Here is a 20,459-nt window from a genome sequence, read left to right on the forward strand (position 1 = left end):
TACGCTGAATGGGCGTGGCGCCGGGCGAGCAGAGGTAGTGGTCGAGGGCGCGGTCGGCGGCTTCGTGGAGTTTTTTTGAATCGAGGGATTCGTAGGGGGAGGTGGTGTCGGTATCGGGTGGGTTGGGTGTTGGTTTGATCATGGTGAAGCTCCTAGAGTCGACGGAGCTGCCACATTTCGCTGCGATACGAAAGGGAGGTGGCAGCTATACGCGGGTCGCAGACCGGGACTCTAGAACCGGCAGACCCAAAGGTCTCCCACGTACAGCCGCCATAAAACAAGGGCGGAAGTTGTGCGTCTAGAAATCAGCGGGCTGCGAGACCCGATCGCTGATTCGTCAGCGACCGACCCACAATAGAACCCGCCCCCAAGGCGCACAAGCCGGCGGATTCTGGCGTAGCTGTAGGCAACGGCGCAAGGATGTGTAGCCTTGGAGGCGTGTCTGGAGGTGTCTTTTAAACACCTCCACTTAATACGCAGAAGATCGGGTGACTCTCTGGATGCAATATCACCCTTCTCTGTCTGCTATCTTTATCTACAGTTTGAATGTGAAGCAGTCTAATAAGTAAGCGTCATTTGCTCCTGAGATTTCCATTTCTACTATTTCGGAATAAGTGGCAGTCATATTGTCCAGCTGCGAGGGTAACTCATTACTTTTAAAGTTTTGTGTGCCAAGGAGAAGTCTGTTGGGTCCAAAAAAAGTTACTTTGGTGGTCGACTTTGTCTGGTTGTACCAAAAGCTAATCGATGAATAGGGTTTTTTAAATGTTATTAGGATTTTGGCAGCTGAAGTTGACCATAGATATAAAACATTCTGGTACATTTTCCCCTCCTGTGCAGGAGGTTTCGGTTGCGGCGGATTGAGCGTGTCCAGTTTTGCGATTTCTAGTGTCGTGGCGGTGGATAATAATTTGATTGTCATGGCTGGGGTTTCGATTGTTCCGTTAAAGCCAATTGATTGAATCGGTACCTCATCGAAATTTTCTTCAAGTATCACGTTTTGTATTTTGTAATTCCTCTCTGGGAACTTGGTTGTTATCAAGTCGCCTAAAGTGTCGGTGGATGTATTAAATTTAATGTTGAGGTTGCTGTTGTTTTTTTGTTTTTTTAATTCTTCAAGCGGCAGAAGAGTGCTGAAGCCGGGAGGTGTGGTTGGTTCGTTTTTGACCAGCTCCGATTTGAAATCAGTGCCGTCAAAATATTCCCCTTCCAGTACTAACGAGATTAGTTCGCCAGGGATGTGCGGCCAAGGGTTGACAGATATTGTGTCTGTTGGCTCTAGCTTCGTTACGTCGAGATCGTCGCCGGAGGCGCGATTGATAAAGGGAGTAGGGAGTCGTGCGTCCTCATCTGCAATCTTCAATATGTTCACTTCCAATAGACCTGACTTTCCTGCCTGCCCTCCATTGCGATTCAAATTCCAGCGCAGTTTTATCTCCTTGCCTTGCCTTGCCGCGAGAAACGTCTGGCTCAACACCGTGTTCACCCGTTTGTTGCTGTTGAACTCCACCAGTGGAAACTGCGGCGAGCCTGCCGGTGGGTTGACTTCCACGAGACGTCCCATGTCGCCGCTCAATGCTTCAAGGAATTCGATGCGCACCGTCACGCCGTCCGGGTAGTCCAATACGTCAATCGGATCTTTGGCCGGTGCTACAAGGAACGGTGGCCGTAGTTCCCCCAGCGCCGCCCCGATGCGCAGCGTCAATTCCCGAGAATGCCCCAACTGCACGCCGCCGCGCTGAATACTGTAATCGGCGACCACCGTACCGTTCAGGTTGGCGGTCACGTATTTTTTCTCAACGGTAATCCGCACGGGCTTGCCGGCGGTGGCGGGGATGAGGTCGACATGGTCGCTGATGCTGCCGCCACTGGCTGAGCCGCGCCAGCGGTAATTCACGCGGTCCTTGTCGAGGGTGTCGAGGTACGGGATCACCAGCGTGGCACCGGTCGGCGGCACGTTGTCCGGATCGAGCACATCATTGGGTGCACCCTCGACTTCCGGCCGGTCGAACGTCGGCAGTGCTACGCCGACCTGCATCATGAACGGCAGCGACTCGCGTACGCTCAACAGACCCGTATCGCTATTGGTGACGACGTAATAGACCTTGACGCGCAGGCCATCGAAACGCTGGATGTCAGCGTTGCTCACGCTGCGCAGGAGGGGCTGATTGTCCGCTACGTTGCCGACCGGACGCGGGTCTTCGTAATAAACGGTGCCGCCACCGGGGGCCTGGGCTTGCCAGATCAGGTTGATCAGGTCGCTGCTGTTGCGACCGAAATACCAAGGGATCTGCACAGTCGCCCAGCGCGTTTCGGGTGGCAGCGTGCCGCCCGGTGCCTCGTCGACGGTGGGGGCGACTAACTGGCTGATGTCGCCATTCACGGTGACGCTGGCATTTTTTGAGGGGCGGTCGCTTTCACCGCTGCGACGGCGCACATAGCCGACCGAGGCTGCGCCTTTGGCGATGGCTTTGACGGCGGCGTTGGGGATGGGGAAATCGAGCTGGAAGGGTACGTACAACACCTCTTTTTCCAGCGGCCCGACGATGATTTGCGACCCTTGCGCCGGGGTGCCGAACCAGGTCAGGAGCACCTTGTCGCCTACCGCAAAATTGTCCTTGGTGATGTACACGCGGGCGTTCACATCGTCATCCCCGAGCTGATCGAGGTCGATGCTGTTGGTTGGAATTCCGTTGACCAGCGCCTGCGGTTCGTCCAGCCGATTGCCCCCAAGGTCCACCAGCATATGATGCGTCGCCGACCAGGGCGCGCGTTCGTCCGGGAAGTTACCGCAGCGATCAATGACCTGATAAGCCACCGCGACACGATCGCCGTCCCCCGCAGCGTCGATAACGGCGCGGCTGAAAACGACCTCAATCGGGTTGCTGATCGGGTCCTGGGCCTGTTCCGGCGTAACGATATGCACCACTTGCTGGCTACCCCAGCGGGCGAGAATGCGGTCGTATCGGGTGAGGTTGCGGTAGGGCACGATGTGCATCGTCACCCCGCTGGGCGGCAAAGTTTCATCGACCTCGTCGTGGGAGAGGGAGAACCTGAGATCGGAGTGGCCGTCATCGCCGGCAATGTCATCGTACTCGCCGGGCCGGGTGAGTTTGACCAGCAAGGTCAGGACGGGCGTCGAGTCCTCCGGGGACTGATTCTTGCGCTTGATCCGGCAGAACACTGGCGTGGCATCCCCCTCCAGCACGTGCGCCTTGGCAATGGTGAAAGCTACATCCTTGTTGAGCTCGGCATCGTTCTCGATGGACTTGCTCCAGACCGTTGCGCTGCCATTGCTCCAGAACACCTCGGCCAGATCGCCAATGGCCATGTCCTGCCAGGCGGAGATGACGCCTTGCAGATCGCCTTCCACGGCTCTGATGGGGACGCCGCCGTTATAGTGTTCGGCAGGGCTGAGGCTGACCAGCGCCGGAAAATACGGAGGTCTGAGGGCTTGAGGGGTAGGGTCTGCTTGGCTGGACATTTGGCGAACTCCGGTCGGAGGGGCTGGGTGACGGAGTTATTGAGCGCGGATTGGAGGAATTGCGCACCTGTCAGATCTGACAGGTGCTGGCGGGTTTCCGACAAGTGGTCATGTGGGCTGAAGGAAAGAGGCGACAAACCGCAGTCCGGTTAAATGAGGTGGCGGTTTTTTATGCCTGGAGACATGCGTCGGCTGTGAGGCCGCTTTCGCGAGCAAGCCCGCTCCCACCGGTTCGGCGTGTAGGCACAGGTTTGTGATCGACCCCAATCCCTGTGGGAGCGGGCTTGCTCGCGAAGACGTCAGCAGCTACAACGCCTCATTCAAGGCTTGTCACAGGTCCCTGTTACTGCGGCAACTGCATGTTATCCAGCGCCCGATTCACCGCCAGCTCGCCGAGCATGATCAGTTGCGCGATGCCCAGTAGCGTTCTGCGCTGCGACGCCGGTATGAGGTGGGCGAAGTCATTGGCGATGGTTCTGGCTGAGGCGAGTGTTTCGCAGGCATCGGCCAGCAGTTCTTCGTTTTTGAAGTCGGCGGTCACGGCGTACATCGAGCGGGTTTTACGCTGAATGGGCGTGGCACCGGGCGCGCAGAGGTAGTGGTCTAGGGCACGGTCGGCGGCTTCGTGGAGTTTTTTTGAATCGAGGGATTCGTAGGGGGAGGTGGTGTCGGTATCGGGTGGGTTGGGTGTTGGTTTGATCATGGTGAAGCTCCGTGGTTGATTTAGCCGCCACGGCTCATCGCTAAACAAGTAAAGGTGGCGGCTGTACGCAGGTTAGCGATCCGGGTCACAGAAACCCCGGGTAGACCCGAAGGTCTCCCACGCACAGCCACCATGAAATCAAGTGCAGGTCGAAAAACTGCAATTGAGATTGGGCATTGGTGCGTCTGTAAGGTGTCGGATCGCTAAACCCGATCGCTGATTCGTCAGCGACCGACCCACAATAGAACCCGCCCCCAAGGCGCACAAGTCGGCGGATTCTGCCGTAGCTGTAGGCAACGGCGCAAGGATGTGTAGCCCGCAAGGCGTATCTTGAAGTGTCTTTTAAACACCAAAGTTTAAAGAGCAATTTGCGCTGACTGCAATGACACGTTCGCGAGCAGGCTCGCTCCCACATTTGGAATGTATTCCACTTCCGGATTTGGAATGCATTTCCACTGTGGGAGCGAGCTTGCTCGCGAAGGCATCAGTCCAGGTGCGAAATTTTTCCGTTACGCCCTCAGCCTGATGCCTTTGGTCTGAAAGCAGGCGTGACCTGTCAACTCTGACAGGTGCATGTAGCTTTCTTTTGCCGTTTGATTGCGGGGTGATTCCGCGCACTTCGCGCGACTGCAAGGGAGCAAGGCAATGAAAGGCACATTCAGCAGCTATGACCCGAAAACCGGTAAAGGCACCATTACGCCAGATCCAGAGCCTGCATCAACAGGTTTTTCTTTTGGCGCGGCCGCGGCGGGCGTTCTGTTCGCCGAAGATTACCCGTTCAGCATTCCATTGGCCGAGGCCGGACGTGTGAAGATCAAAAAGGATAAAGCGGTGGAGTTCGACAAGCCATCAACGGCTGGTGGCGAAGCCACGAACCTGAAGTATTAGTTTCCCCCGAAACCAAAAGATCGCAGCCTCCGGCAGCTCCTACAGGGATCGGTGTAGGAGCTGCCGAAGGCTGCGATCTTTTGATCTGGCTTTTGAAAAAAAAGATCGTCCGGTCGCGGCCGGAGCTTTCGGCAGTTCCTAAAGGGGAGGGCAGAGAAGCGTGCTACTGCGGCAATTCCAGATTATCCAGCGCCCGATTCACCGCCAGTTCGCCGAGCATGATCAGTTGTGCGATGCCCAGCAGCGTCCTGCGCTGCGACGCCGGTATGAGGTGGGCGAAGTCATTGGCGATGGTTCTGGCTGAAGCGAGTGTTTCGCAGGCATCGGCCAGCAGTTCTTCGTTTTTGAAGTCGGCGGTCACGGCGTACATCGAGCGGGTTTTACGCTGAATGGGCGTGGCGCCGGGCGAGCAGAGGTAGTGGTCGAGGGCGCGGTCGGCCGCTTCGTGGAGTTTTTTTGAATCGAGGGATTCGTAGGGGGAGGTGGCGTCGGTTTCGGGTGGGTTGGGTGTTGGTTTGATCATGGTGAAGCCTCTAGAGTAGTGAAGCTGACACCGTTCGCTGCTAACGAAGGAGGTGGCGGCTGTACGCGGGTTAGCAGACCAGGACTCTAGAACCCGGCGCACCGAAGTGCCCCACGCAAAGCCGCCATAACGACAACGGAATTTGTGCGTCTAGAGAAACCCCAGGCTGCTAAACCCGATCACTGAACAATCAGCGACCGACCCACAATAGAACCCGCCCCCAAGGCGCACAAGCCGGCGGATTCTGGCGTAGCTGTAGGCAATGGCGCAAGGAGGTGTAGCCTTATTAAGTATCCTGACGTGTTATTTAAACGTTGATGTTTAAAAACCAGCAGTGGAAAGTGTCTTGTGATACGACCTGCGCCTTTCGGGGAAGGGCACCGTTTATCCGAAATGCTTAACGGACTGTCAGTTCTGACAGTAGACGGCCAGTTCTTTTGATTGCCTCATACCTTTTGACGGATTCTTGCAAACACAGTGTTTGTCGAGATGCCCCGTCCTGCTGATTGAAGGGGTGTGAACATGATTGCTGACAACTACAGACAGCTCGGTAAGATGGGGCTGGAATTTGTATCTGGCGCGCTTGAGCAGGATGATGACAGAAAGGTCCTCAGTTATACGGTGACGTTCAGGCTGTCGCTGGATTTCATCAACTTTGTAGTGATGACCGGACAGTTTGTTCCTGGCTATCTGGATGATCCACTCAATGCGATACGGCCAGAGTTGGGCGGGTTTGCCTATCACTTCTCCTATAACTACTTTTTCAGCGCGGCTGGCAATATCAAGACCAGTGAGGCGCTTTTCAAGGTGTTCGCCAATCCCGAATATTATTCCGATAGCTGGGCTACCGCGGATTTAGAGCATCGATACCACAAGCCCGCATTTCAATACATTGACGGCGGCTTGCAGGTGACCGCTCGGCGCGATTACCGCTGGGCGGATGGGCGCGAAATCGAGGTCGCGGATTTACCGATAATCCCGTTTGGCTGGGAGCTCAATGTGCTGCAAGGGCACGAAATGGTTGATCCGCCCATATCGCCGGCAACAGCGGTGATCGTCGGATATGCATCGGAGGATATGGTCGACGTTGGCGGGCTGACGATGCGCAAAGGTACGCGTTACATGATCGGCAGTGAGCTGCGAATAGGTGCCATCAGCGAGGTGCAAATCCTTACTGCTTGAACACAAAAGGTCGCAGTCTGCGGCAGCTTCTACAGGAGAGCGTATTTCTCTGTGGGAGCTGCCGCAGGCTGCGATCTTTTTTTGCCTGCGCAAAAGTTGGAAGGCTTCTTGCAGTAGCCGCCGTGCGCCTGCTTTGGGCGTCAAAAGTTTGCTTTAAAGGAACGGGGAAAACCGGTGGATCGCTCTCAGTTAATCAACAGCGCACGCTCGAACATTGCCGACCTCAGTCGAGGCAATCTGGGCGTGCCGTTGTTGCTGCTGGTCATGCTGGCCATGATGATGTTGCCGGTGCCGCCGTTCCTGCTGGACGTGTTCTTCACCTTCAACATTGCGCTGTCGATTGTCGTCCTGCTGGTCTGCGTGTATGCGCTGCGGCCGCTGGATTTTGCGGTGTTCCCGACCATTCTGCTGGTGGCGACGCTGCTGCGGCTGGCGTTGAACGTGGCCTCGACGCGGGTGGTGATGCTCCACGGTCAGGATGGCCACGCCGCTGCCGGTAAGGTGATCCAGGCCTTCGGTGAAGTGGTGATCGGCGGTAACTACGTGGTCGGTATCGTGGTGTTCGCGATCCTGATGATCATCAACTTCGTCGTGGTGACCAAGGGTGCCGGGCGGATTTCCGAGGTGAGCGCGCGCTTCACCCTCGATGCAATGCCCGGCAAACAAATGGCAATCGACGCCGACCTCAACGCCGGTCTGATCGACCAGAACCAGGCGAAGCTGCGCCGTCAGGAAGTCGCGCAAGAGGCCGAGTTCTACGGTTCGATGGACGGTGCCAGCAAGTTCGTCCGTGGTGACGCCATCGCCGGCCTGCTGATTCTGTTCATCAACCTCATTGGCGGTATGGCCGTCGGTATCTTCCAGCACAACATGACCTTCGCCGACGCGGGCAAGGTTTACGCCTTGCTGACCATCGGTGACGGTTTGGTGGCGCAATTGCCATCACTGTTGTTATCGACAGCGGCGGCGATCATGGTGACCCGTGCTTCCGGTTCGGAAGACATGGGCAAACAGATCAATCGCCAGATGTTCGCCTCGCCCAAAGCCCTGGCGGTGGCCGCTGGTTTGATGGCCGTGATGGGCCTCGTCCCGGGCATGCCGCACTTCTCGTTCCTGAGCATGGCTGCGCTGGCTGCCGGTGGCGCGTACCTGTTCTGGAAGAAGCAGAACGTCGCCAAGGTGCAGGCGCTGCAAGAGGTTCAGCGTCAACAGGAACTGCTGCCGTCGCCGGCCCGCGCCATGGAAACCAAGGAGCTGGGCTGGGATGACGTGACGCCGATCGACATGATCGGCCTGGAAGTCGGCTATCGCCTGATCCCACTGGTGGATCGCAATCAGGGCGGTCAGTTGCTGGCGCGGATCAAGGGCGTGCGCAAGAAGCTCTCGCAGGATCTGGGCTTCCTGATGCCGACGGTACATATTCGCGACAACCTCGATCTGGCGCCGAGCGCCTATCGCCTGACCCTGATGGGGGTGATCCTCGCCGAAGCCGAGATCTACCCGGATCGCGAACTGGCGATCAATCCGGGACAGGTCTACGGCACGCTCAACGGCATTACCGCCAAAGATCCGGCTTTCGGCCTGGAGGCGGTGTGGATCGAAGTCAGCCAGCGCGCGCAGGCGCAATCGCTCGGTTACACCGTGGTCGACGCCAGTACCGTGGTCGCGACGCACTTGAACCAGATTCTGTACAAGCACTCCAGCGAGCTGATCGGCCACGAAGAAGTGCAGCAACTCATGCAATTGCTGGCCAAAAGCTCGCCGAAACTGGCTGAAGAGCTGGTGCCGGGGGTGGTGTCGCTCTCGCAGTTGCTCAAAGTGCTGCAGGCGCTGCTGGCCGAACACGTGCCGGTGCGCGATATCCGCAGCATTGCCGAAGCCATCGCCAACAACGCCGCCAAGAGTCAAGATACCGCCGCTTTGGTGGCCGCCGTACGCGTCGGGGTATCCCGCGCCATCGTCCAAAGCATTGTAGGCACTGACTCCGAGCTGCCTGTGATCACCTTGGAACCAAGGTTGGAACAAATATTGCTCAATAGTCTGCAGAAGGCAGGACAAGGCTCTGAAGAGGGCGTTCTGCTGGAGCCAAGCATGGCCGAGAAGCTGCAGCGTTCGCTCATCGAAGCGGCGCAGCGCCAGGAAATGCAAGGTCAACCGGTGATCCTGTTGGTAGCAGGCCCGATCCGCGCGATGCTCTCGCGTTTCGGCCGCCTCGCGGTCCCAGGGCTGCACGTGCTGGCCTACCAGGAAATTCCGGACAACAAGCAAGTGACCATCGTTGCGACAGTAGGGCCCAACGGCTGAGGTAGTGGTTTATGCAAGTTAAGCGTTTTTTCGCCGCCGATATGCGTCAGGCCATGAAGCTGGTTCGTGATGAGCTGGGCGCTGATGCCGCCATCATTGGCAATCGCCGCATTGCCGGCGGCGTCGAGCTGACGGCGGCGCTGGATTACAAATTGTCGGCGCTGGCGCCACGGGTTCCGAACATGGAACTCGAGGACGAGCTGCGCAAGACCCAGTCGCGCATCGTCACCGCCCAGGCCGAACTGAGCCTGCGTGGCGAAGCCGATGGCAACACCAATCGCCAGTTGTTCGCCGGGCTGCCGTTGACGGCCGGCCTGCCGCTGACCGCTGCCGAGCCGTTGAGCGAGCCGACTTACGCCGCCCCGGCGCGTCCGGCGCCAGCGCCTGCCCAGTCGTCCGCCGGCATTGATCCGCGTGCGCTGGATTCGATGCGTTTCGAATTGAACAGTCTGCGTGAGCTGATGGAAGTGCAGCTCGGCACCCTGGCCTGGAATCAGCTGCAAGGCAGCCGTCCGGCACAAGCCAATCTGTATCGCCGTCTGCAACGCATCGGTCTGTCCGGGCCGTTGTCGCGCGACCTGCTGGCGATGATCACTGACATCGAAGAACCGCGTCAGGCCTGGCGCATGCTGCTCGCGCACCTGGCGCGAATGATCGCCGTACCGGAAGTCGAGCCGCTGGAAGAGGGCGGGGTGATTGCCATGGTCGGCCCGGCCGGCATGGGCAAGACCACCACCCTGGCCAAACTCGCGGCGCGCTACGTGCTCAAGTACGGCGCGCAGAATGTCGCGCTGGTCAGCATGGACAGCTTCCGCATCGGCGCCCAGGAACAACTCAAGACCCTGGGGCGGATTCTCAATGTGCCGGTCACGCACGTCGATCCGGGCCAGTCGCTGGTGCAGGCACTCGACCCGCTGCTGCGCAAACGCGTGGTGCTGATCGATACCGCCGGCCTGCAGGCCAGCGATCCGGCCCTGCGCATGCAGCTGGAAAGTCTGGCCGGGCGTGGCATCCGTTCAAAAAATTATCTGGTGCTGGCAACCACCAGCCAGAAACAGGTTCTAACCGCCGCTTATCACAGTTACAAGCGTTGCGGGCTTGCCGGCTGCATCCTGACTAAACTGGATGAGACGGCCAGCCTTGGCGAAGTGTTGAGCCTGGCGATCAGTCATGAACTGCCGGTCGCGTACCTGACCGACGGCCCACGGATTCCGGATGATCTGCATCTGCCGCGCCGTCATCAATTGGTCAGCCGCGCCGTCAGCGTGCAAATGCAGGAAGAACCCAGCGAAGAAGCCATGGCTGACATGTTCGCTGATATCTACCACAGCCCGACCAAGCAGGTTGGCTGAGGTAATGAACAGTTTTTGTACCTACATCGATGGTCTGCCATGCATTGTTCCGGTTGAGAACGCGCAGCCAGTAATGTGGCCTCCGTCTATGCAAGACAAGGTAAAGAAATAACATGGGCAGCATGCATCCCGTACAGGTGATCGCGGTGACCGGCGGCAAAGGTGGCGTCGGCAAGACTAACGTGTCAGTGAACTTGTCTCTGGCGCTGGCAGAGCTTGGCCGTCGGGTCATGCTGCTGGACGCCGATCTGGGGCTGGCGAACGTCGACGTTCTGCTGGGACTGACCCCCAAACGCACTTTGGCCGATGTCATCGAAGGCCGCTGTGAGCTGCGCGACGTGCTGTTGCAGGGCCCCGGCGGGATCCGCATCGTGCCGGCCGCTTCCGGCACCCAGAGCATGGTGCACCTGAGCCCGGCACAACACGCCGGTCTGATTCAGGCCTTCAGCGACATCGGCGACAACCTCGATGTGCTGGTGATCGACACCGCTGCGGGTATTGGTGACTCGGTAGTCAGTTTTGTCCGCGCCGCGCAGGAAGTGTTGCTGGTGGTCTGCGACGAGCCGACCTCGATCACCGACGCCTACGCGCTGATCAAACTGCTCAACCGCGACTACGGCATGAACCGCTTCCGCGTGCTGGCCAACATGGCGCAGAGCCCGCAGGAAGGGCGCAACCTGTTCGCCAAGTTGACCAAGGTCACGGATCGCTTCCTCGACGTCGCCTTACAATACGTCGGCGCGGTGCCGTACGACGAAAGCGTGCGCAAGGCAGTGCAGAAGCAGCGAGCGGTCTATGAGGCCTTTCCGCGTTCCAAGTGCGCGCTGGCGTTCAAGGCGATCGCGCAGAAGGTCGATACCTGGCCGCTGCCTGCCAACCCGCGCGGTCACCTGGAGTTTTTCGTCGAGCGCCTCGTGCAGCAAACGGCAGGGCCTGTGCTATGACCGCCAGCGGTATGAACTACTACAAGAAGTCGGCACGTGACGCGCAGTACGAGTTGATCGAGCGTTACGCGCCACTGGTCAAGCGCATTGCCTATCACCTGCTGGCGCGCTTGCCGGCGAGTGTGCAGGTTGAAGACCTGATTCAGGCCGGGATGATCGGCCTGCTCGAAGTCTCGACCAAATACGACGCCAGCAAAGGCGCCAGTTTCGAAACGTACGCGGGCATCCGGATCCGCGGCGCGATGCTCGACGAAGTACGCAAAGGGGACTGGGCGCCACGTTCGGTTCACCGCAACACCCGTATGGTCAGTGACGCAATTCGGGCAATTGAAGCTAAAACCGGCCGTGACGCTAAAGATCACGAGGTTGCGGCCGAACTCCAATTGAGTCTCGACGATTACTACGGGATTTTGAACGACACCCTGGGCAGCCGGCTGTTCAGTTTCGACGATCTGTTGCAGGACGGCGAACACGAAGGGCTGCACGAGGATGGCGCCAGTGCTCATCTTGAGCCGTCACGCGATCTGGAAGATGAACGCTTCCAGGCGGCGCTGGCGGACGCGATTGCCAATTTGCCGGAGCGTGAGCGACTGGTGTTGGCGCTGTACTACGACGAAGAGCTGAACCTCAAGGAGATCGGTGAAGTCCTTGGCGTCAGTGAATCGCGGGTCAGCCAGTTACACAGCCAGTGCGCGGCCCGTTTGCGGGGGCGTTTGGGGGAGTGGCGAGCGCGCTGAAGGCAGTGTGGGGACACTGCGAACGAGGCTGGTGCGGTGATGAACGGCACCGGTCTTGCTCTGTTGTGCTCCAGACAGTCTTCGAGTGCTGCGCCGATTGATTGAAGTGGCGCGTCCAGGTGCTGGGCGCGTTTAAGACTGCTTGGAGGTCGAATTGAACAAAGACATGAAAATCCTCATCGTTGATGACTTCTCAACGATGCGGCGGATCATCAAGAACCTGCTGCGGGATCTTGGGTTCACCAACACCGTCGAGGCCGACGATGGCACTACCGCCATTCCGGTGCTCAACAGCGGCAGCATCGACTTTCTGGTAACGGACTGGAACATGCCGGGCATGACCGGTATCGACTTGCTGCGCCACGTGCGTGCCGATGAAAAACTCAAGCATCTGCCCGTGCTGATGGTGACCGCTGAAGCCAAGCGCGAGCAAATCATCGAGGCTGCTCAGGCTGGTGTGAACGGCTATGTGGTCAAACCTTTCACGGCTCAGGCGTTGAAAGACAAAATCGAGAAGATTTTCGAACGCATCGGCTGATGAACGCGCGGGGGAGCTATGGAGCATAACGAATCTTCACAGGGCGATTTCGAGTCGACCCTGAAAAAACACGCGGTCGAACTGGTCGAAAGCCTTGAAAAAGGCAGGTTCGGCGACGCTGTGCAACTGATCCATGAGCTCAATCAGACCCGTGACCGCGGCCTGTATCAGGAAGTGGGCAAGCTCACACGCGAACTGCACAGTGCGATCGTCAACTTCCATATCGATCCGCACATGCCGCAGGCCGAGGAAGTGTCGCAAATCACCGACGCCACCGAACGCCTGGGCTATGTGGTCAAGCTGACCGAAGCCGCGGCCAACCGCACCATGGATCTGGTGGAAAGCGCCACGCCGGTGGTCAATGGCCTGGCTGAAGAAGCTCAGGCCTTGAGCACCGATTGGGGGCGCTTCATGCGTCGCGAAGTCGGGGCTGAAGAGTTCCGCGAACTGGCGCGCCGGGTCGACGGTTTTCTGTCACGCAGCAGCACGGACAACCGTGCGGTGTCGAGCAACCTGAACGACATCCTGCTGGCTCAGGATTACCAGGACCTCACCGGTCAGGTGATCAAGCGTGTGACCCAGTTGGTCACCGAAGTCGAAAGCAATTTGCTCAAACTCGTACTCATGGCCAGTCAGGTGGACCGCTTTGCGGGCATCGAACACGACCGTGCTGCGATGCTTGCAGAAAAAGATCCACAAAAACATCTCTCGCAGGGTGAAGGTCCGCAGATTCATGCCGATAAACGAGAAGACGTTGTGTCCGGTCAGGACGATGTGGACGATTTGTTATCCAGCCTTGGATTTTGAGTTTAGGTTTTTAGACCTGTAGGAGCACCCCATTAATGAGCTTCGGCGCCGATGAAGAGATCCTTCAGGATTTCCTGGTTGAGGCCGGCGAGATTCTTGAGCAACTGTCCGAGCAACTGGTCGAGCTGGAAAGCCGCCCGGATGACGCAGATCTGCTCAACGCAATTTTTCGCGGTTTCCACACTGTAAAAGGGGGCGCCGGCTTCCTTCAGCTCAATGAGCTGGTGGAGTGCTGTCACATCGCCGAAAACGTGTTCGACATCCTGCGCAAGGGTGAGCGTCGCGTTGATGCAGAACTGATGGACGTGGTGCTTGAAGCACTGGACGCGGTGAACAGCATGTTCAGCGAAGTCCGTGAACGTGCACCGATCACTGCTGCAACCCCGGAACTGCTGGCCGCGCTGGCGCGTCTGGCCGAACCGCAATCGGCGGACGAAGCCCCGGCTTCGCCAGTGGCCGAGATGATCGAAGAGCTGGTTGTCGAAGGCGATTCCGGCGACATCACCGATAACGAATTTGAACAGCTGCTGGATTCGCTGAACGCCGTCAAGGCTGAAGCCGAAGCCCCGGCCGCTGCTGCACTTGCGCCAACTGCCGATACGGCAGCGAGCGATGAAATTACCGACGCTGAATTCGAGTCGTTGCTCGATCAGTTGCACGGCAAGGGCCAGTTCGCGCCAGACGCCGTGGCACCGACAGCGGCCGCTCCGGCGGCACCGGCTGCCGGTGACAGCTCGGACATCACCGACGACGAATTCGAAGCACTGCTCGATCAGTTGCATGGCAAGGGCAACTTTGCCGTTGAAGCGCTGGAGTCGGCGATTGCCTCGGCACCGGCTGCGCCAGCCGCTCCGGTAGCCGCTGCCGCCGGCAGTGATCTGATCAGCGATCACGAATTCGAATCGCTGCTCGATGAGTTGCACGGCAAAGGCAAGTTCACCGATGTCGGCGCCGCTGCTGCGGGCACCGCGTCGACAGTCGCTGCGCCAGCTGCCAAGGCGGCTGCTGCTCCGGCCGCCGCGCCGAAAGCTGCGCCCAAGCCTGAGCCAAAAACTGAAACGCCAAAACCGGCAGCCGCTGCTGCTCCGGCCCCGGCCCGCGCCGCCGCTGCTCCGCCACCGGAAAAACCGGCCAGCGAAGCTGAAACCACTGTTCGTGTCGACACCGCGCGTCTCGACGAAATCATGAACATGGTCGGCGAACTGGTACTGGTGCGTAACCGTCTGGTGCGCCTGGGCCTCAACAGCGGCGACGAAGCCATGTCCAAGGCCGTGTCGAACCTCGACGTGGTCACGGCTGACTTGCAGACCGCGGTGATGAAGACCCGGATGCAGCCGATCAAGAAGGTCTTCGGGCGCTTCCCGCGTCTGGTTCGCGACCTGGCGCGTCAGCTCAAGAAAGAGATCAACCTGGAACTGGTGGGTGAAGAAACCGACCTCGACAAAAACCTTGTCGAGGCCCTGGCCGACCCGCTGGTCCACTTGGTGCGCAACGCGGTCGACCACGGCATCGAGTCGCCGGAAGAGCGCGAAGCGTCGGGCAAGGCCCGCGGCGGTCGTGTGGTGTTGGCGGCCGAGCAGGAAGGCGATCACATCCTGTTGTCGATCTCCGATGATGGCAAGGGCATGGACCCGAACGTGCTGCGTTCGATCGCGGTAAAACGCGGTGTGATGGACAAGGACGCGGCCGATCGCCTGAGCGATACCGAGTGCTACAACCTGATCTTCGCCCCGGGGTTCTCGACCAAGACCGAGATCTCCGACGTGTCCGGCCGCGGTGTCGGCATGGACGTGGTGAAGACCAAGATTTCCCAGCTCAACGGTTCGATCAACATCTACTCGACCAAGGGCCAGGGCTCGAAGATCGTCATCAAGGTGCCGCTGACGCTTGCGATCATGCCGACCCTGATGGTGATGCTCGGCAATCAGGCGTTTGCGTTCCCGTTGGTCAACGTCAACGAAATCTTCCACCTCGACCTGTCGACCACCAACGTGGTGGATGGCCAGGAAGTGGTGATCGTGCGGGACAAGGCGCTGCCATTGTTCTACCTCAAGCGCTGGCTGGTCAGCTCCGCCGCTCACGAAGAGCAGCGTGAAGGCCATGTGGTGATCCTTTCGGTGGGCACTCAGCGGATCGGCTTCGTCGTCGATCAACTGGTCGGCCAGGAAGAAGTGGTCATCAAGCCATTGGGCAAAATGCTCCAGGGCACTCCGGGCATGTCCGGCGCCACCATTACCGGTGACGGCCGCATCGCTCTGATCCTTGATGTTCCAAGCATGCTCAAGCGTTACGCCGCACGGCGTATTTGAATCCGGGGCAGCGGGGCGACGACGTCCCGCTGCGCCTAATGGAGTGTTTATGGCAGTCAAAGTCCTGGTGGTGGACGATTCGGGTTTTTTCCGCCGCCGCGTCTCGGAAATTCTTTCAGCGGATCCGAGCATCCAGGTGGTCGGCACGGCCACCAACGGTAAAGAGGCGATCGATCAGGCCCTGGCCCTCAAGCCGGACGTGATCACCATGGACTACGAGATGCCGATGATGGATGGCATCACGGCGGTGCGGCACATCATGCAGCGCTGCCCGACTCCGGTGTTGATGTTCTCCTCGCTGACGCATGAAGGCGCCCGGGTCACCCTGGATGCGCTGGACGCCGGCGCGGTGGATTTCCTGCCGAAGAATTTCGAAGACATCTCGCGCAATCCCGAGAAGGTCAAGCAACTGCTGTGCGAGAAGGTTCACAGCATCTCGCGCAGTAATCGTCGTTTCAGTGCCTACAGTGCGCCGGCTCCAGCCGCTGCACCGACGCCTGCACCCGCTCCGGCGCCAGCGGCTTCGAGTTTCAGCAGCCACAGCGCTGCTGCTCCGACGCGTCCGGCCCCGGCTCCAGCACCTGCTCGCGCGCCGGCTGCCAGCGCTGCGTCGCCGGCACCGAAACGCAAAGCCTACAAACTGGTGGCCATCGGTACTTCGACCGGCGGCCCGGTTGCGCTGCAACGGGTGCTGACCCAGTTGCCGGCGAACTTCCCGGCGCCGATCGTGCTGATCCAGCACATGCCGGCGGCGTTCACCAAGGCGTTTGCCGAGCGTCTCGACAAGCTGTGCCGCATCAGCGTCAAGGAAGCCGAGGATGGCGACATCCTGCGTCCGGGCCTGGCGCTGCTGGCGCCGGGTGGCAAGCAGATGATGATCGACGGCCGTGGTGCGGTGAAAATCCTCCCGGGCGACGAGCGTCTGAATTACAAGCCGTGCGTGGACATCACCTTCGGTTCCGCGGCCAAGTCCTACGGTGACAAAGTTCTGGCGGTGGTCCTCACCGGCATGGGCGCCGACGGCCGCGAAGGCGCGCGTCTGCTCAAGCAGGGCGGCAGCTCGGTATGGGCGCAAGACGAAGCCAGTTGCGTGATCTACGGCATGCCGATGGCCATCGTCAAAGCCGATCTGGCTGACGCGGTGTACGGCCTGGACGACATCGGCAAGCACATCGTCGAGGCGTGTATCTGATGGATGTTCTAAGCCTTATCGGGATCATCATGGCGTTCGTCGCCATCATCGGCGGCAACTACCTTGAAGGCGGTCACCTCGGCGCGCTGGCCAACGGCCCGGCGGCGCTGATCGTTCTCGGTGGCACCATCGGTGCCGCGCTGCTGCAATCGCCGATGAGCGCCTTCAAGCGCGCCATGCAGATTCTCGCCTGGATCCTGTTCCCGCCACGGGTGGATCTCGCCGGCGGTATCGACCGGGTGGTCAACTGGAGCCTCACTGCGCGCAAGGAAGGCCTGCTGGGTCTGGAAGGCGTGGCCGATGCCGAACCGGACAACTACTCGCGCAAGGGCCTGCAACTGCTGGTCGATGGCGCCGAACCGGAAGCGATCCGCAGCATTCTCGAAGTGGATTTCTACACCCAGGAAGCGCGCGACATCGAGGCTGCCAAAGTCTTCGAAAGCATGGGCGGCTACGCGCCGACCATCGGCATCATCGGTGCGGTAATGGGCCTGATTCATGTGATGGGCAACCTCGCTGATCCGACGCAATTGGGCAGCGGTATTGCCGTGGCCTTCGTCGCGACCATCTACGGTGTGGCCAGTGCCAACCTGGTGTTGCTGCCGGTGGCGGCCAAGCTCAAGTCAATCGCGTTGCGGCAGTCGCGTTATCGCGAAATGTTGTTGGAAGGTATTTTGTCGATCGCCGAAGGTGAAAACCCTCGCTCTATCGAGCTGAAGCTTCAGGGCTTCATGGATTGATGGGGGTAATGGACTATGGCTCGCCGCAGGCATCAGGAAGAACACGTTAATCACGAGCGCTGGCTCGTGTCCTACGCGGATTTCATCACGCTGCTGTTCGCGTTCTTCGTGGTGATGTACTCGATCTCGTCGATCAACGAAGGCAAGTACAAGGTCATTTCCGAAGCGCTGATCGGGGTTTTCACTGACTCCGACCGCTCGCTAAAACCGATCCCGATCGGTGAGGAACGACCGAAAACCGTGACCCCGGCCAAGCCGTTGGTCAAGGACAGCGAGCAGGTTGACGCCGGTATCGCCGGTGCCAGCGATCCGCTGAAAAGCATTGCCGATGACATCAGTGCCGCGTTCGGCGACTTGATCGCCTCCAACCAGATGACCGTGCGCGGCAACGAGTTGTGGGTCGAGATCGAACTCAATTCCAGCCTGTTGTTCGGCAGCGGCGACGCGATGCCGAGCGACATCGCCTTCAACATCATCGACAAGGTTGCAGCGATCCTCAAACCGTTCGACAACCCGATCCATGTCGAAGGCTTCACCGACGATCAGCCGATTCGCACCGCGCAGTACCCGACCAACTGGGAACTGTCCTCGGCGCGTTCGGCGAGCATCGTGCGCATGCTCGCGATGCAGGGTGTGAACCCTGGTCGTCTGGCCTCGGTGGGTTATGGTGAGTTTCAGCCGGTGGCCAACAATGCCACCGCCGAAGGCCGGGCGAAAAACCGTCGCGTGGTGCTGGTGGTGTCGCGCAACCTCGATGTGCGCCGCAGTCTGACCGGTACCGGAACCGCCAATGCGCAACCGGACGCGGCATTGAAGCGCGCTGGCACACAAACTGCACCGACCCCGGTCAAGACGCCGGGACGCGAGAGTGCCGTCAATTCTCCGTCACCCGCATTAATACGCTGAGCTATGTCTCGGTCGAGCATCTCGGCCGGGAGGAACGAACCGAATGAGAGTCTGGGCAGTCGCCAATCAAAAGGGTGGTGTCGGTAAAACCACATCTTCCATCGCTTTAGCCGGATTGCTGGCGGAGGCGGGCAAGCGCGTGGTTGTGGTCGATCTCGACCCGCACGGCTCGATGACCAGCTATTTCGGCTACGACCCCGACAGCCTGGAACACAGCAACTACGACCTGTTTCTGCACAAGGGCAGCGTGCCGCAAGGCTTGCCCGGACAGTTGCTGCTGTCGACCAGCGACGAACGTATTTCCCTGTTGCCGTCGAGTACCGCACTCGCCACCCTTGAGCGCCAGTCGCCGGGGCAGAGTGGTTTGGGCCTGGTGATCGCCAAGAGTCTGGCGCAGCTGTGGCAGGACTTCGATTACGCGATCATCGACAGCCCGCCGTTGCTCGGCGTGCTGATGGTCAACGCCCTGGCCGCGAGCCAGCAACTGGTGATCCCGGTGCAGACCGAGCACCTGGCCGTCAAAGGCCTGGAACGCATGGTCAACACCCTGGCGATGATCAACCGCTCGCGCAAACAGGCGCTGCCATTCAGCATCGTGCCGACCCTGTTCGACCGCCGCACCCAGGCGTCGCTGGGCACCTTGCGCGTGCTGCGTGACAAATTCCCCGAAGAGATCTGGCAGGGTTACATCCCGGTCGATACCCGTCTGCGCGACGCCAGCCGGGCCGGTGTCACACCTTCGCAGTTCGACGGCAAGAGTCGCGGTGTGCTGGCTTACCGCGCGCTGCTCAAGCATCTGCTGGCGCAACAACTTGTTCCGCAGGTGGCTTGAGCATGAACCGGCCGATCAAACTGACGTCGCGCCCGCAACTGGCGTTGCAGTCGTATCTGGATAGCTTGCTTCAGGAAATCCCTGACGAGTTGCCGCCAGTGGAAGTGCAGGTCGAGGTGGTCGAAAGCGCTGCGGCGCTGGATGAATTCCAGGCGGCGGTGCTTGAAGAGCAGGCGCGTGATGCGCAGAAAGCTGCCAAACCTGCCGCACCGATGGTTGCGTCTGCCGCCGCGCCAGTGGCCAAGGCACCTGTCGCATTGATTGAAGAGTCAGCGCCGGTGCGCGCAACGGTTTCGACCCTCGCACCGCTGTTGCAAACCCAATTGCTGAAAACCGCGCCGGAACCGGTCGTGGCCGAACCTGCGCCGGTTGCGCCGGCACCCGTGGAGCAAACGCTGGTGCCGCCGGTTGTAGAAGTGCACCTGCCGCCGAGCAACACGCCGCCACCGGTGGAAACCGATGGCCGTCCGGCCTGGGCTTCGGAAGCCTTCGAATGCCTGTTGTTCGATGTCGCCGGGCTGACCCTGGCCGTGCCGCTGGTGTGCCTGGGTTCGATCTATTCGCTGGCCGGCCACGAGTTGACGCCGCTGTTCGGTCAGCCGGAATGGTTCCTCGGGATTCTGCCGAGCCAGGCCGGCAATCTCAAAGTATTGGATACCGCGCGTTGGGTCATGCCGGATCGCTACCGCGATGACTTCCGTCAGGGCCTGCAGTACGTGATTTCGGTACAAGGTTACGAGTGGGGCCTGGCGGTGCATCAGGTCAGCCGTTCGTTGCGCCTGGATCCGAATGAAATCAAATGGAGAAGTCACCGGGGTCAGCGGCCATGGCTCGCCGGCACGGTGATTGAGCACATGTGTGCATTGCTTGATGTAGCCGCGCTGGCCGAGTTGATCGCCAGTGGTGGGGCAAAGCATTTGGGCGGCCACAAGCCGCTACATAAATCGACATAGCAGCCGACATAACAGTCAGGCGAAGGCATTTTTCAATGCCTCCACACAGAACACACACCGCCCAG

At 59.5% G+C, this 20,459-nt stretch carries 17 protein-coding genes; 14 read left to right on the forward strand and 3 right to left on the reverse strand.

Annotated features, from left to right (window positions below):
- Positions 1–535 precede the first annotated feature (535 nt).
- Positions 536–3,484, reverse strand: coding sequence for a hypothetical protein (locus NTD85_RS17700; protein ID WP_262142806.1), 2,949 nt, complete (start codon positions 3,482–3,484; stop codon positions 536–538).
- A 343-nt stretch (positions 3,485–3,827) separates the two neighbouring features.
- Entirely contained in the window at positions 3,828–4,187 is a 360-nt protein-coding gene (locus NTD85_RS17705; protein ID WP_262142807.1) for a DUF6124 family protein, read from the reverse strand.
- 645 nt (positions 4,188–4,832) lie between these two features.
- On the opposite strand from NTD85_RS17705, the gene NTD85_RS17710 reads away from it, so the two are divergent.
- A complete protein-coding gene (locus NTD85_RS17710; RefSeq protein WP_103522545.1) occupies positions 4,833–5,075 on the forward strand; it encodes a hypothetical protein in 243 nt (80 codons plus the stop codon).
- A 163-nt stretch (positions 5,076–5,238) separates the two neighbouring features.
- Here the strand turns inward: NTD85_RS17710 and NTD85_RS17715 are convergent, their stop codons facing one another.
- A complete protein-coding gene (locus tag NTD85_RS17715; RefSeq protein ID WP_262142808.1) occupies positions 5,239–5,598 on the reverse strand; it encodes a DUF6124 family protein in 360 nt (119 codons plus the stop codon).
- A 522-nt stretch (positions 5,599–6,120) separates the two neighbouring features.
- On the opposite strand from NTD85_RS17715, the gene NTD85_RS17720 reads away from it, so the two are divergent.
- From NTD85_RS17720 to NTD85_RS17780, 13 genes are all read left to right on the forward strand, one after another.
- A complete protein-coding gene (locus NTD85_RS17720) occupies positions 6,121–6,780 on the forward strand; it encodes a hypothetical protein (RefSeq protein WP_262142809.1) in 660 nt (219 codons plus the stop codon).
- Between the two features lie 174 nt (positions 6,781–6,954).
- Positions 6,955–9,084, forward strand: a complete 2,130-nt coding sequence (gene flhA, locus NTD85_RS17725) for a flagellar biosynthesis protein FlhA (protein ID WP_003222912.1) — start codon at positions 6,955–6,957, stop codon at positions 9,082–9,084.
- An 11-nt stretch (positions 9,085–9,095) separates the two neighbouring features.
- Positions 9,096–10,436, forward strand: a complete 1,341-nt coding sequence (gene flhF, locus NTD85_RS17730; protein ID WP_003222914.1) for a flagellar biosynthesis protein FlhF — start codon at positions 9,096–9,098, stop codon at positions 10,434–10,436.
- A 113-nt stretch (positions 10,437–10,549) separates the two neighbouring features.
- Complete coding sequence (gene fleN / locus NTD85_RS17735) at positions 10,550–11,380, forward strand: flagellar synthesis regulator FleN (protein WP_003222917.1); 831 nt, start codon at positions 10,550–10,552, stop codon at positions 11,378–11,380.
- Complete coding sequence (gene fliA, locus NTD85_RS17740) at positions 11,377–12,117, forward strand: RNA polymerase sigma factor FliA (protein WP_003222919.1); 741 nt, start codon at positions 11,377–11,379, stop codon at positions 12,115–12,117. The genes fleN and fliA overlap by 4 nt, the downstream gene beginning before the upstream one ends.
- 166 nt (positions 12,118–12,283) lie before the next feature.
- The gene (locus NTD85_RS17745; RefSeq protein WP_024012118.1) at positions 12,284–12,655 is read left to right on the forward strand and encodes a chemotaxis response regulator CheY; all 372 of its coding nucleotides are present in this window, start codon (positions 12,284–12,286) and stop codon (positions 12,653–12,655) included.
- Positions 12,656–12,673: 18 nt separating this feature from the next.
- The gene (locus NTD85_RS17750; protein ID WP_003222924.1) at positions 12,674–13,462 is read left to right on the forward strand and encodes a protein phosphatase CheZ; all 789 of its coding nucleotides are present in this window, start codon (positions 12,674–12,676) and stop codon (positions 13,460–13,462) included.
- 35 nt (positions 13,463–13,497) lie between these two features.
- On the forward strand, positions 13,498–15,771 hold the full coding sequence (locus NTD85_RS17755) for a chemotaxis protein CheA (RefSeq protein ID WP_262142810.1): 2,274 nt from the start codon (positions 13,498–13,500) through the stop codon (positions 15,769–15,771).
- A gap of 49 nt (positions 15,772–15,820) precedes the next feature.
- Positions 15,821–16,963 carry a chemotaxis response regulator protein-glutamate methylesterase gene (locus NTD85_RS17760; protein WP_103520805.1) on the forward strand — a complete coding sequence of 381 codons (1,143 nt, stop codon included), beginning with the start codon at positions 15,821–15,823 and terminating at the stop codon, positions 16,961–16,963.
- A complete protein-coding gene (locus tag NTD85_RS17765) occupies positions 16,963–17,703 on the forward strand; it encodes a flagellar motor protein (RefSeq protein WP_003222929.1) in 741 nt (246 codons plus the stop codon). The genes NTD85_RS17760 and NTD85_RS17765 overlap by 1 nt, the downstream gene beginning before the upstream one ends.
- Positions 17,704–17,718: 15 nt before the next feature.
- Positions 17,719–18,609 (forward strand): flagellar motor protein MotD, encoded by an 891-nt coding sequence (gene motD, locus NTD85_RS17770; RefSeq protein ID WP_003222931.1) that lies wholly within the window; start codon positions 17,719–17,721, stop codon positions 18,607–18,609.
- A 43-nt stretch (positions 18,610–18,652) separates the two neighbouring features.
- The gene (locus NTD85_RS17775; RefSeq protein ID WP_003222933.1) at positions 18,653–19,441 is read left to right on the forward strand and encodes a ParA family protein; all 789 of its coding nucleotides are present in this window, start codon (positions 18,653–18,655) and stop codon (positions 19,439–19,441) included.
- 2 nt (positions 19,442–19,443) lie between these two features.
- The gene (locus NTD85_RS17780; RefSeq protein ID WP_262142811.1) at positions 19,444–20,394 is read left to right on the forward strand and encodes a CheW domain-containing protein; all 951 of its coding nucleotides are present in this window, start codon (positions 19,444–19,446) and stop codon (positions 20,392–20,394) included.
- The last annotated feature ends 65 nt before the right edge of the window (positions 20,395–20,459 follow it).

The organism is Pseudomonas sp. 13B_3.2_Bac1 (assembly GCF_025466205.1).
Lineage (GTDB): Bacteria > Pseudomonadota > Gammaproteobacteria > Pseudomonadales > Pseudomonadaceae > Aquipseudomonas > Aquipseudomonas fluorescens_H.